The organism is Streptomyces catenulae (assembly GCF_000718015.1).
In the GTDB taxonomy this organism is placed as follows: Bacteria; Actinomycetota; Actinomycetes; order Streptomycetales; family Streptomycetaceae; genus Streptomyces; species Streptomyces catenulae.
The window spans coordinates 1-12,007 of the sequence record NZ_JODY01000026.1 but is presented as its reverse complement, the minus strand read 5'-3'; the positions used below and the strand labels follow the sequence as shown (position 1 = coordinate 12,007).

Here is a 12,007-nt window from a genome sequence, read left to right as displayed (position 1 = left end):
CGCGGCCCCGGCCCGGGAATGCCCTTAAGTGCGGAGCTAAAAGCGCTGGTCAGAGCGGGTTCCGGGGCCCGGCCGCCGAGCGCCCGGCCACAAGAAACGCCGCCGGTCACCGTGCGCGGGGCAACGGTACCGACGGCGTACGGACGCCGGAGAGCGGCTCAGTCGACGCTGCGCAGCAGGCTCTCCACGCCCTTGACCCGCGCGTCCAGCTCCGCCAACTGCCCACGCAGCGACTCCTGCTGGGCGACGGCCTCCTCGGCGAGTTTGCGGTACGAGGCCATCGCCACGGCGTCCGCGCGATGGCGCTGCAACCGGAAGTACGCGACCACGCTCGCGGTGATCCCGCCGACGACGATCAGTACGACGGCGATGGCGATGACGGCCCCGGTCATGTGCGTTTCCCCTTCACGTCTTCAGATCCCCGTCGGTCAGCCGGGGCCTCCCCACCCGCCCGCTCCGACGGGGCCGCGTCGTCCGCCGCCTCGTCGGCCCGCACGGCCGCGAGGATCGTATCGATATTCACGTGGAGGTCGAACGGTGCCAGTTCGAAGTACTTCAGCGCCTTGCCGTCGTCGGACAGCTCCAGATTCCCGGCCACCAGACCGGCCTTCTCCAGGCGCTCCAGGTGCATGTAGAGCAGCGGCCGGGACATGCCCAGACGGCGGGCCAGTTCGCTGACGTACAGCCGCCCGCCGGACAGCTCCGCGATGATCCGGAGCCGCTGTGTGTGACCCACCGCGGCGAGCACAGCCAGAAGCTCCTCGCTGGTCACGGCCCACCTCTGACATCCCGGTTGATAGTGGAACGAGAATTTCCCACCCCGTACACACCTGTCAAACGATCCGGCGCGGGCCCGCGGGCCCCGGCGCCGCACTCGGTCGGCACCGGCTCAGCCCCCGGCCCGGTACGGCCCCAGCAGCGCCGCGAGGAGGCGCCGGGCGGCAGCGACGGCCCGATCGGCGTCGGCGCCCTCCATCCCGAGGACCGGGTCGAGGCCCGCGACGTGCGGGGCGAGCGCCAGGTGCGGCAGGAGCAGGAGGAGCAGGGAGAGCAGCGCCTCGGTGTCGGCGCCGGGCGCGAGCCGCCCCGCGGCGCCCCCGGTCTCCAGGAGCGGGCGCAGCGCGGCGAGGTAGTGGCGGTCGGTGACCGCGCGGACGGCGGCGCGGGCGGTCGGGTCCGGTTCGAGGGCGGCTGCGGCGGTCAGGGCGCGCTCCCGGGGGTGGTCGTAGAAGTAGCGGACCCAGAACTCCACCACCCGCTCCAGTGCGCCGAGGCGGTCGCCGTCGCACTCCAGCGCCGCGATCTCGGCCTCCGTCGCGGTACGGACCCGGGCGCTCGCCAGCTCGGCGAGGTGGACGTAGAGGTCCGCCTTGTCGGTGAAGTACTGGAAGAGGCTGCCCTTCGACACCCCGGCCTCGCGGCAGATGGTGTTGAGGCTGCCGCCGCTGAAGCCCCGCGCGGTGAACTCCGCCTCGGCCGCCGCCAGCACCGCCGCGCGCCGCCCGTCCGGCAGCCGCTCCCACGTCCCCGTCGGCACACCGACCTCCTCGGGCTCTTCCGTTCCGGACGACACCGGCGCCACACCTTCCCGTGCCGACGCCGGACGGATCCGACCCTACCGGGCGACCAGCAGTCACATGACCAGCGGTCACACGGCGCCCGGCCACCCGGCGGCCGCTCACCGCGGCGCCCCGGCCGATGCCCGGCCCGCCACCGACGCCGGACGCACCCCGGCGCGGTCTCCCCGCTCACCGCCTTCGGCGCCGACACCTGCGCGAGGGCTGCGCCGGGATCGGCCGCGCGACGGGGTGACGCCGCCGGTGCCTACCGGGCCGCCGGAGCGGCCATCGCCTCCCGTACGGCCCGCGGGCTCCAGTGCCCGGCGGCCCCGGGGCGCGCGGCGACGTACGCGACCACCGTCGCCGCGTCCCACGCCCCGGCGGCCACCAGACCGGTGCCCACACAGCGCACATAGGCGGCGGTCGGCACCGTCCACGTCACGTCCCGCATCCGCCAGGGCGCCGTCAGGGTGAGCACCGGCGCGCCGTCCAGCCAGCCCGCGCAGAGCAGCGTCTCGTACCGGCCGGGGCCCAGCGCCGACCGGCCGTGGGTGAGCACCTCGGTCAGGTCGAGGTCGGTGCCGGGCGGCCGGTGCATCTCCTGTGCCGCGAGGTCGGCGAACTGTCCGGCGGTCAGCAGATGGGCCCGCGCCAGGACCCGCCCCGCGGCCTCCGCGTCGTAGTAGGCACAGCCGCCGCCCCACACCGACGACCGGGTCGCGAGGTACATCTCCCCGGGCAGCTCCACGGCTGCCGACTCCGCGGGCGGGCGCCGGTCGCGGCAGCCCGGGTACGTCCGCCTCGCCCCGGCGGGACGGCCGCCCCGCAGATAACAGGCGAGCCGCTCGCCCTGCGTGTTCGACCCGTAGGCGGCGTACCAGACCCGCCCCGGGTCACACCGCCCGCCGCCCGCCGTCTCCGGAACCCGTACCGCGTCCATGCCCCCAGTCTCCCCGCGCCCCCCGAGGCACGCCCGCAGGCGTACCGGCCCGTGTCACCCCGCCGTACGCCCGGAGCCCGCAGACAGCGCGGCCCCTCCCGGATACGCCCCGCTCACAGCCACCCTTGCTGGGCCGCCTTCAGCCCCGCCTCGAAACGGCTGCGGGCCTCCAGGCGCTCCATGATCGCGGCCATCATCCGGCGGGCGGTACGCGGCGAGATGTGCAGCTTCCCCGCCGCGGCCTCGTCCGTGTGGCCCTGGCCGATGAGATGCAGCAGCGCGCGCTCGGCCTCGCTCAGCCCCGGCCGCGGCGCCGGATCGTCGGCGCCGAGCGGGGTCGACTGGTTCCATGCCTGGTCGAAGAGGGCGGTCAGGGACGCGATGACCCCGGGGCCGGTCAGCCAGAGCACGCCCTTACGGGTGTTGTCGGGGTCCAGCGGCACCAGGGCCGCGCGCCGGTCGGCCAGGATCATGCGGGGCGGCAGCGAGGGCGCGGTGCGGAACTCGCCGCCCAGGCTGGTGAGCCAGCGGGCGTGCTCCAGGGTCGGCCCGTGGTCCCGGATGGAGTCCAGCCCGATGGTCCGGGTCGTCACCCCGCGCGCCAGCAGACGGGCGTCGTTCCGCCGAGCCGCCTCCAGCGAGTCGGCGGCCTGGGCGCCGCCCGACATGAAGGTGCAGATCTCCTCGGTGGCCTCCTCCGCCAGCCGCTCCAGGCGCCGCTGGATCGCGTCCATGCCGAGGATCTGCTCACTGCCGTCGCCCTGCGCGGCGGTCACCGGCCGCGCCGCGATATGGGTGATCATGCGGGAGATCGACGCCTGCCGTTCGGCCATCTGCCGTTGCTGGCGCAGGAGTTCGTCGTGCTGGCGCTCCAGCAGCGTCCGCAGCCCCATCTCGGGGGCGACCGCGAGGAGCCGGTCGGTGTGCTCGAACGACCGGCGTACCAGGCGGAGTTCGAAGAGGTCGTCGAGGGCCGCGCGCACCTCGGACTCGGTCAGGTCCAGTTGGGCGACGAGTTCGTCCACGCCCCACGACGGGTGCCGGAGCATGGCCTCGTAGACCGTCTCGTGCAGCGTCTTCAAGCCCATCGCGGCAAGCATGGAGATCCCCTTCGTTCTCGGCGACCGGTTCCCTCTCGCCGGACCCCCCCGGCGTTTTGTGCATTATGCACGTGAGATACCGCGTACGGACGGAGCCTTTTTGGTCATCGCCGGGCGGCTTCCGGCGGGCGGACGGGCCCGGACTTCGGCGGGCGAGGGGCGCGGAATCCCAAGTGGACGGCGTCCGCGGGGGGCGGGCGCCGGGCCGACCGGAGCGTCGTCCGCCGGTTCGCCGCCGACCGGATCCGGGCCCTCGTCCGCCCCCGCGTACGCCGGGGGCGCGGTGGCCCGAACCGTCCTGGCCGGTTTCGCCGGGCCGTTCTCCCTTCCTCCCCACCGGCCACGGGCACACCATGAATGCACCGGGCCGACGCGGAACACCGCAGCCGGATCCGGAGAACCCACCCACTCACCCCCAGGGGGCTCCCATGTCTGTCCACGCCCGCATACGCACCGCCGCCGCCCTCACCCTCGTCGGGATCGCCTTCGCCACCGCGTCCGCCGCCGCGTCCGCCGCCGCGTCCGCCGCCCCCCTCGGCGCCGCCCCCGCGCACTCCCGTGTGGTGACCACCGCGCACTCCACGGACGACAGCCTCATCTGGGGCTAACGCCGTATGCGTCTGACCCTTTTCACGCTGACCTCCCCCGGTCACCCCCACTCCCGCCTCTCCGCACCCGTGATCGTCGACGTGCTGTGGGCCGCCGCCGCACCGGGCGACCGGATCGAGCACATCAGCGCCCGCTCCGCGCCCCGCCACATCGACATCGGCATCTACACCCGCCGGACACCGCAGCAGGACCCGGATCCCCCTGCCGCCGAGGGCGTCGTCCGCCGGGCCTTGGCATCCGCCCCACTGCTCCGGGGCTGGACCCTCTCCACCGGTCAGGAATAGTCAGCAAACCCCGGAAAGGCGGGACGTTGTGGTGATCGACAGCAGACAGAGAGGCCCTTCCGCCCTCTCCGCCCTCTCCGACCGTGAACACGAGGTGCTCTGCCGCCTCGCCGAAGGCCACACCTACGGGGCCATCGCCCGGTCCCTGGGCCTGAGCACCCACACCGTCGACACCTACGTACGGCGCATCCGCGCCAAGACCGGTGTGCACAACCGTATGCAGCTCATTCTGCTCGCCCTCGGCGCCGAAGGCCGTGTCCCGGTCAGCCGGTCCACGGACACCGGTACCGAGAACCCGTGACTTTTCCCGCCCTCTCCCGCCCGGCAGAGTTGTCCCCGTGAACGAGGGAACGGCCCGAAAGAAAGAAAAAGGGCCAACCCCTCGGCCACACCCCAGATTTCGGGAATTCCACCAGGGCATTCCCGGCAACCGGAAAGAGGGATGAAAATGGCGAAGGTTCTGCGCGCTCTCGGTGCCAAGTCCAAGCTCGGCGGCCGCTACATCCACTTCGACACCGCGGCTGCCCCGCAGTCCCGCATGGGCGGCCGGTACATCCACTTCGACGCCTGATCCAGCCGGTTCACGGGTGGGCCCGGGACAGCAGCTTCCGCAGGGCTGTTCCGGCCCCCCGGGCACCGCCCCACAGCAGAGGGTGATGACAGTGACGATGGCCGAGGCACACCCGACACCGGCCGTGACGGAAATCCCCGGCCCCCGCGGCCGACCGCTGGTGGGCAATGTGCCCGACTACGAGAAGAACCGCATCCGCTTCCTGGAGAAGAACCACGAGCGGTACGGCGACTTCTTCCGCTTCGACGCGGGATCAGTGGTCGTCCGGGACCCGGATGCCATTCACGACTGTCACGTCCGCACGAATACCGATTTCGTCTCGGAAGAGGCGATCATTTCCGACGCGCCGCTCTCCAACGCCCAGACCGGCCCCTGGATGCAGGCCCGCCGACCGGCCTGGAAAGCGCTCCGTCCGCAGTCCTGTCTGCCCTACGGCGCCGAGATCACCGAGGCGTTCGCCGCCACCGTCCACCGGACCGGCGGGCGCCCCTTCGACCCCCTACGGGTCTTCACCGACTACACCAGCGCCGTCCTCACCCGCATCTGCCTCGGCGAGGAGAGCCCCCGCGTCGTCGACGCCGTCGAGCGGCGGTTCCAGGCGTTCATGGTGCTGATGAACCGCTCCTGGCAGCGCCCGCGCTGGCTCCCGGACCGCGCCCTGCACCGCGCCCGGGAGGCGGACCGCACCCTCAACGCCCTGCTGCGCGACCGGCTGGAGCGCGTCACCGAACCGGGGCCCGATCTGGCCTCGACGCTCATGACCGCCGACCTCGGCATGAAGACGGCGGGCGGCTTCCTGAAGGGCACGCTCCTGGCGGGCTACGGCGTCCCGGCGGTCTCGCTCACCTGGATCGCCCACACCCTCGCCACCGACCCGCGACTCGCCGAACGCGTCGCCGCCGAGGCACGGGCGGCGTCCGACCTCCCCACGGCGTACGGCGCGGGGGACCTGCCGCTGGCCGAGGCGGTGGTCAAGGAGGTACTGCGGCTGTACCCGCCGACCTGGCTGATGGGCCGCCGCGTCCTGCACGCCACCGAACTGGGCGGCCGACGGCTGACGCCCGGCGAGACCGTGCTGTTCAGCCCGTACCTCGTCCACCGCGACCCCCGCTGGTGGGACGGGGCCGACCGGCTCGACCCGGACCGGTGGCTCGCCGACACCAACGGCGGCGCCCGGCACCGGCACGCGTACCTCCCCTACAGCGGCGGCACCCGGGTCTGCATCGGCAGCGCCCTCGGCAACGCCCTGCTCATCCTGTGCACCGCCCATCTGGCCGCCCACCACCACGTGGCGCCCGGCCCCGCGGCCGCCGTGCACCCGCACTTCGGCACCATGCTGACCCCGCGCGGCCTGCGCCTGAGCTGCCGTCCCCGCCGCTCCGCCTGAGCCCGAGGGCCCCGAGAGGAGCTACCGGTGATCGACAACGAAGAGACCTACGGCACGCGTTGGGCCGCCACCTACGACACGATGATCGCCGAGACCATGGGCGACGCCCCGGCGCACGAGGCCGCCGACGCCCTGGCGACCCTCGCCCGCGCCACCGGCGCCGCCGAGCCCACCGTGCTCGAACTCGGCGTCGGCACCGGCCGGGTGGCCGTCCCGCTCGCCGAGCGCGGCATCCGCGTCCACGGCGTCGACCTCGAACCCGCCATGCTGGAGATCCTCGCGGACAAGGCACAGCACGTCGGGGACCGCCTCACCCACGCCGTCGGCGACATGACCGTCGCCGCCGACCTCGTCGCCCCGGACGGCACCGCCGCGTACGACCTGGTGTACTGCGTCTTCAACACCCTCGGCTCGCTGGCGGACGGCGCCGCCCAACGCGCCTGTCTGGCCGCCGCCGCCACCGTCCTCGCCGACCACGGCCGCCTCGTCGTCGAGGCGCCCGTCCCCCGGCTCGACACCTTCTCCCGCGCCGGGCGCCGCACCGCCCACCTCGGGCGCCGCGGTGACGGCGTCTGGCTGGAGACCGCCCGCCACGACCCGGTCGAGCAGGTGATCTCCCTGGAGTCGATCATCCTCTCCGAGAAGGACGGCGTACGGATCCAGCCGGTCCACTACCGCTACACCTGGCCCACCGAACTGGACCTCATGGCGGAACTGGGCGGACTGCGCAGGATCTCCCGCCACGGCGGCTGGGCGGACGAACCGTTCACCGCCGCCACCGTCTCCTACGTCGCCCAGTACGCACGGCCCCGCGGCTGATGGGCCGCACCTACCGCCTGCTCACGGCCGCCGCCGTGATCACCTCCCTGGGGAACTCCGGGGCGGTGATCGCGGCGGCGTTCGCCGTGCTGCACGGTGGCGGCGACGGCACGGACGTGGGGCTCGTCGCCGCGGCCCGCACCGTGCCGCTCATCGCCTTTCTGCTGGTCGGCGGCGCGGTGGCGGACCGGCTGCCGCGCCACCGCGTCATGGTCGCGGCCAACTGCCTCAACTGCGCCTCACAGGCCGTCTTCGCGACGCTGGTGCTCACCGGGTCGCCGCCGGTGTGGCAGCTGGCGCTGCTCGCCGCGCTCGGCGGCACCGGGCAGGCGTTCTTCGCCCCCGCCGCCGAGGGCATGCTGCTCTCCTGCGTACCGTCCGACCAGGCGGGCCGCGCCTTCGCGTTCTTCCGGATCGGCGTCAACGGCGCCGGGATCGGCGGCGCCGCGCTCGGCGGCGCGCTCTGCGCCGTCGTCGGACCGGGCTGGGTGCTGGCAGGCGACGCCGCCGCCTTCGCCCTCGCCGCCGCCCTCCGCTCCGCCCTGGACACCGGCGCGCTCCCGCCCCGCAAACGGCGCGGCGGGCTCGCCCACGATCTGCGCGAGGGCTGGCGCGAGGTCGCCGGGCGGCGCTGGCTGTGGGTGGTCGTCACCCAATTCGCCGTGGTCAACGCGGCGTTCGCGGCCACCCAGTCCGTCTACGGCCCGCTCGTCGCCCGCGACCGGCTGGGCGGCGCCGGCGCCTGGGGCACCGCCCTCGCCACGTTCGGAACCGGCACCCTGCTCGGCGCCCTGCTGATGACCCGCTGGAAGCCGCACCGGATGCTGCTGACCGGCGGCTGCGGCTCCCTGCTCTGCGCCCTGCCCCCGGCGGCACTCGCCGCCGGACTCCCGCTCCCCGCGCTCGCCGCCACGATGGCCGGGTGCGGCATCGGCGTCGAGGTCTTCGCGGTCACCTGGATGACCGCCCTCCACCAGGAGATCCCCACCGACAAGCTCTCCCGCGTCTCCTCCTACGACTGGCTCGGCTCGGTCGGCATGGTCCCCCTCGCCACCGCCCTCGCCGGCCCCGCCCAGAACCTGACCGGCCGCCCCACCGCCCTCTGGTCCAGCGCCACCCTCATCACCCTCCTCACCCTGGCCGCCCTCGCCGTCCCGGACGTCCGCCGCCTCACCCGCAGAACAACCGACGCCCCTCAGGAACCGGCCGCTGCGGACTCCTCGGCCACGGGCACACTCCCGGTCCAGGGATCCCGGGCGGCACCACCCGCCACATGCTCCTCGTAGGCCGTGACCTTGCGGGTGATCAGATCCAGAGCGCCGGTGAGTTCGGTGATCCGGTCGGTGACCTGCTCCTGGTGTCGGCGGAGGATCGCCAGCCGCTCCGCCTCGTTGCCCGGGCCGCCGCGGACGAGCGCGGCGAACTCCCGGATGGTGGCCAGCGGCATCCCGGACGCCCGGAACTTCGTGCAGTTCAGCAGCCACTCCACCTCCCACTCGCGGTAGACGCGGCGGCCGCTCGCATTGCGCCGCACCGCATCGACGAGCAGCCCCTCGCGCTCGTAGAGCCGCAGCGCATGGACGCTCAGCCCGGTGCGCTCCGCGACCTGCCCGATGGTCAACTCCTGTGCGGTCTCTGCCATGCCGGGGATCGTACGGCGTTGACCTCGACCTCGGTCGAGCTCCTAGCGTGCCGGCCATGGGAACACCTCAGCACACCATCGGATCGGGGTTCGGCGCCCGCAGCACGGCCGACGAGGTCCTGCGCGGCATCGACCTCACCGGGAAACTCGCGCTCGTCACCGGCGGCTCCTCGGGCCTGGGCCTGGCGGCCACCCGCGCGCTCGCCCGCGCCGGCGCCCGCGTCCTCGTCCCCGCCCGCCGCCGCACCGCCGCCGAAGCGGCCGTCGCCGATGCCCCCGGCGCCGAGGTCGATGCACTGGACCTCGCCGACCAGGACAGCATCCGCCGCTTCGCCGACCGCTTCCTCGCCTCGGGCCGCCGCCTCGACCTCGTCCTCGCCAACGCCGGCATCATGGCCTGCCCGGAGACCCGCGTCGGCCCCGGCTGGGAGGCCCAGTTCGCCGTCAACCACCTCGGCCACCACGCCCTCGTCAACCGCCTGTGGCCCGCCCTCGCCCCCGGCGCCCGCGTGGTCGTGGTCTCCTCCGCCGGCCACCAGCTCTCCCCCGTCCGCTGGGACGACGTGCACTTCACCCGGGGCTACGACCGCTGGCAAGCCTACGGCCAGGCGAAGACCGCCAACGCCCTGTTCGCCACCCACCTGAACACCCTTGGCCACGACGCCGGCATCCGCGCGTACTCCCTGCACCCGGGCGCCGTCCTCACCCCGCTGCAACGCCACCTCTCCCGCCCCGACATGATCACCAAGGGCTGGATCGACGAGGCCGGCACCCTGATCCACCCCGACTTCAAAACCCCCGAACAGGGCGCGGCAACCGCCGTCTGGGTCGCCACCTCCCCCCTCCTCACGGACCACGGCGGCGCCTACTGCGAGGACTGCGACCTCGCAGCACCCACCACCAGCACCGAGGGCTGGTCCGGCGTCCACCACCACGCCCTCGACCCCACCCAGGCCGCCCGCCTGTGGTCCCTGTCAGCAGAACTCACGGGGGTGAACGCCTTCGGAGGGAGTCAGGGGTAGGGGGCGGGCCTCCGTCCTGGCCCGAGCACCAAGAAACCCCAGGTCACGACCTACATGACCTGGGGTTTTCTCTCTGAGCCGCCTAGGGGAGTCGAACCCCTGACCTACGCATTACGAGTGCGTCGCTCTGGCCGACTGAGCTAAGGCGGCGTGGTGCGCGGCCCAGTCTACACATGCCGGAGGGGTGCTTCGTACTCGGTTGACGGGCTGGTCAGGGGGTGGGGCGGGGTCAGGTGCAGCGCTTGTTCTTCGGGGGGACGGTGCCGTCGAGGAGGTAGGTGTTGACGGCCTTGTCGATGCAGGTGCTGCCGCGGCCGTAGGCGGTGTGGCCGTCGCCCTCGTACGTCAGCAGGGTGGCGCTGGAGAGTTGACCGGCGAGGCCCTTGGCCCAGGCGTACGGGGTGGCGGGGTCGCGGGTGGTGCCGACGACGACGATGGGGGCGGCGCCCTTGGCCTCGATGCGTTCGGGGGCGCCGGTGGGCTTGACCGGCCAGTACGCGCAGTTCAGGGAGGCCCAGGCGAACTCGTCGCCGAAGACCGGGGACGCCTTGCGGAAGCGCGGCAGGTCGGCGCGGACCTGGGCGGCCGAGGTGTACGCCGGGGGCAGGTCGAGGCAGTTCACGGCGGGGTTGGCGTACATCTGGTTGGCGTAGTGGCCGTCGGGGTCGCGCTCGTAGTAGCTGTCGGAGAGGGTCAGCAGGCCGCGGCCGTCGCCCTTCTCGGCCTGGGCCAGGTACTCGCGCAGGACCGGCCACGCCTTCTCGTCGTACATCGCGGCGATCACGCCCGTGGTGGCGAGCGATTCGGTGAGGCGGCGGTCCTCGCCGGTCTCCAGCGGATGCGCGTCGATCTTCTTGAAGAGGTCGGAGAGCCGCTTGCCCGCGTCCTCGGCGCTCTCCGTGCCGAGCGGGCAGTCGCGGCGCTTGACGCAGTCCTTGGCGAAGGCGTCGAAGGCGGTGTTGAAACCGGCGGTCTGCTCGATGTTGACCTGGCGGGGGCCGAGCGAGGGGTCCATCGCGCCGTCCAGCACGACCCGGCCGACGCGGGACGGGTAGAGCCCGGCGTACGTCGCGCCGAGGAAGGTGCCGTAGGAGGCGCCGACGTAGTACAGCTTCCGGTCGCCGAGGACGGCGCGGAGCACGTCCATGTCGCGGGCCGCCTCGACGGTGGAGACATGCGGCAGGAGCTTGCCCGAGCGGGCCTCGCAGCCCTTGGCGAAGGTGCGGTAGGCGTTGGTGAGCGCGGTGACCTCGGCGGTGTCGTCGGGGGTCTGGTCGGTCTCGGTGAAGCGGTCCATCTCCTTGTCGGAGAGGCATTCCACCGGTGCGCTGCGGGCCACCCCGCGCGGGTCCATCGCCACCATGTCGTAGCGGGCGCGGACGGCGGCGGGCTCCGGTGCGTACTGCTGGAGGTAGTCGATCGCCGAGCCGCCCGGGCCGCCCGGGTTGACCATCAGGGAGCCGATGCGCTTCCCGGGGCCGGTGGCCTTCTTACGGGCGACGGCGAGCTTGAGGTCGCCCTCGCCGGGCCGCGCGTAGTCCAGCGGCGCCTTCATCGTGGCGCACTCGAAGCCGCTGACGCCGCACGCGTGCCAGCTGAGCTTCTGGTCGTAGTACCGCCGCAGGTCGGCGGGGACGGCGGTGGGCAGCGGGGCGAGGACGGACTTCGGGGCGCCGCTCGATCCGGAGGCGTTGGCGTCCTCGCCCCGTCCCGGACCGGCCGCGGCGGGTGTGGACGACGGTCCCGAGGAACAGCCGGAGATCAGCAGCGCGGTGGCCGCGAAGAAAGCGGCGGAGATACGGAACAGACGGCTGGTGGCCATGGGCGGTCCCTTGTCCCTGTGGGCCCTGTGGGCGTACGGCGTACGAAGTGCTGGCGGTGCGGGTGCGGCGCCGCGCCCGCCGGGTCGGCGGCCGGGGGTGGTGCCGGGTCGGTGGCCGGTGCGGGGTCGGGGCGCGGTGCCCGAAATCTTATGAACGGAGGGTAGCTGGGCGAGGACCGTGTGTGCTGTATGTGGGGCGGGGTGGACGTGGCGGTCGGCCCCGGGGCGGTGGGGTGCGGGTCTGTTGGGGGC

The 12,007-nt window shown here is 73.5% G+C and carries 15 protein-coding genes and 1 tRNA gene; 8 read left to right on the top strand and 8 right to left on the bottom strand.

Annotated features, from left to right (window positions below; all coding sequences use genetic code 11):
* Window positions 1–158: 158 nt before the first annotated feature.
* From IF23_RS0121465 to IF23_RS0121445, 5 genes are all read right to left on the bottom strand, one after another.
* The gene (locus IF23_RS0121465) at window positions 159–392 is read right to left on the bottom strand and encodes a hypothetical protein (protein ID WP_030286067.1); all 234 of its coding nucleotides are present in this window, start codon (window positions 390–392) and stop codon (window positions 159–161) included.
* Complete coding sequence (locus IF23_RS31500) at window positions 389–772, bottom strand: ArsR/SmtB family transcription factor (RefSeq protein ID WP_037679038.1); 384 nt, start codon at window positions 770–772, stop codon at window positions 389–391. The genes IF23_RS0121465 and IF23_RS31500 overlap by 4 nt, the downstream gene beginning before the upstream one ends.
* Before the next feature lie 117 nt (window positions 773–889).
* Entirely contained in the window at window positions 890–1,573 is a 684-nt protein-coding gene (locus tag IF23_RS0121455) for a TetR/AcrR family transcriptional regulator (protein WP_245655049.1), read from the bottom strand.
* Between the two features lie 251 nt (window positions 1,574–1,824).
* Window positions 1,825–2,499, bottom strand: coding sequence for a hypothetical protein (locus IF23_RS0121450; protein WP_037679035.1), 675 nt, complete (start codon window positions 2,497–2,499; stop codon window positions 1,825–1,827).
* A gap of 113 nt (window positions 2,500–2,612) precedes the next feature.
* Window positions 2,613–3,587, bottom strand: coding sequence for a helix-turn-helix transcriptional regulator (locus tag IF23_RS0121445; protein ID WP_211266184.1), 975 nt, complete (start codon window positions 3,585–3,587; stop codon window positions 2,613–2,615).
* A gap of 440 nt (window positions 3,588–4,027) precedes the next feature.
* On the opposite strand from IF23_RS0121445, the gene IF23_RS34125 reads away from it, so the two are divergent.
* The 7 genes from IF23_RS34125 (at window position 4,028) to IF23_RS0121410 (ending at window position 8,555) form a co-directional block, all read left to right on the top strand.
* Window positions 4,028–4,207, top strand: a complete 180-nt coding sequence (locus IF23_RS34125) for a hypothetical protein (RefSeq protein WP_030286059.1) — start codon at window positions 4,028–4,030, stop codon at window positions 4,205–4,207.
* Window positions 4,208–4,213: 6 nt separating this feature from the next.
* Window positions 4,214–4,492, top strand: a complete 279-nt coding sequence (locus IF23_RS0121435; RefSeq protein ID WP_030286057.1) for a hypothetical protein — start codon at window positions 4,214–4,216, stop codon at window positions 4,490–4,492.
* 31 nt (window positions 4,493–4,523) lie between these two features.
* The gene (locus IF23_RS31495; protein ID WP_051739794.1) at window positions 4,524–4,793 is read left to right on the top strand and encodes a response regulator transcription factor; all 270 of its coding nucleotides are present in this window, start codon (window positions 4,524–4,526) and stop codon (window positions 4,791–4,793) included.
* A gap of 147 nt (window positions 4,794–4,940) precedes the next feature.
* A complete protein-coding gene (locus IF23_RS35440) occupies window positions 4,941–5,063 on the top strand; it encodes a hypothetical protein (RefSeq protein ID WP_281179995.1) in 123 nt (40 codons plus the stop codon).
* An 85-nt stretch (window positions 5,064–5,148) separates the two neighbouring features.
* Entirely contained in the window at window positions 5,149–6,450 is a 1,302-nt protein-coding gene (locus tag IF23_RS0121420; RefSeq protein WP_078654150.1) for a cytochrome P450, read from the top strand.
* 27 nt (window positions 6,451–6,477) lie between these two features.
* Window positions 6,478–7,269, top strand: coding sequence for a class I SAM-dependent DNA methyltransferase (locus IF23_RS0121415; protein ID WP_051739780.1), 792 nt, complete (start codon window positions 6,478–6,480; stop codon window positions 7,267–7,269).
* Window positions 7,269–8,555: an MFS transporter gene (locus IF23_RS0121410; protein ID WP_051739779.1), complete on the top strand. Its 1,287-nt coding sequence runs from the start codon at window positions 7,269–7,271 to the stop codon at window positions 8,553–8,555. Before IF23_RS0121415 ends, IF23_RS0121410 begins: the two co-directional genes overlap by 1 nt.
* Here IF23_RS0121410 and IF23_RS0121405 read toward each other — a convergent pair.
* A complete protein-coding gene (locus IF23_RS0121405) occupies window positions 8,465–8,911 on the bottom strand; it encodes a MerR family transcriptional regulator (RefSeq protein ID WP_030286050.1) in 447 nt (148 codons plus the stop codon). The genes IF23_RS0121410 and IF23_RS0121405 overlap by 91 nt on opposite strands.
* Before the next feature lie 56 nt (window positions 8,912–8,967).
* On the opposite strand from IF23_RS0121405, the gene IF23_RS0121400 reads away from it, so the two are divergent.
* A complete protein-coding gene (locus tag IF23_RS0121400; RefSeq protein ID WP_030286049.1) occupies window positions 8,968–9,933 on the top strand; it encodes an oxidoreductase in 966 nt (321 codons plus the stop codon).
* Between the two features lie 76 nt (window positions 9,934–10,009).
* Here the strand turns inward: IF23_RS0121400 and IF23_RS0121395 are convergent.
* Together IF23_RS0121395 and IF23_RS0121390 are read right to left on the bottom strand one after the other, a co-directional pair.
* A tRNA-Thr gene (locus IF23_RS0121395) sits at window positions 10,010–10,083 on the bottom strand.
* Window positions 10,084–10,162: 79 nt separating this feature from the next.
* Window positions 10,163–11,755, bottom strand: a complete 1,593-nt coding sequence (locus IF23_RS0121390; protein WP_030286048.1) for an alpha/beta hydrolase — start codon at window positions 11,753–11,755, stop codon at window positions 10,163–10,165.
* Window positions 11,756–12,007 lie beyond the last annotated feature (252 nt).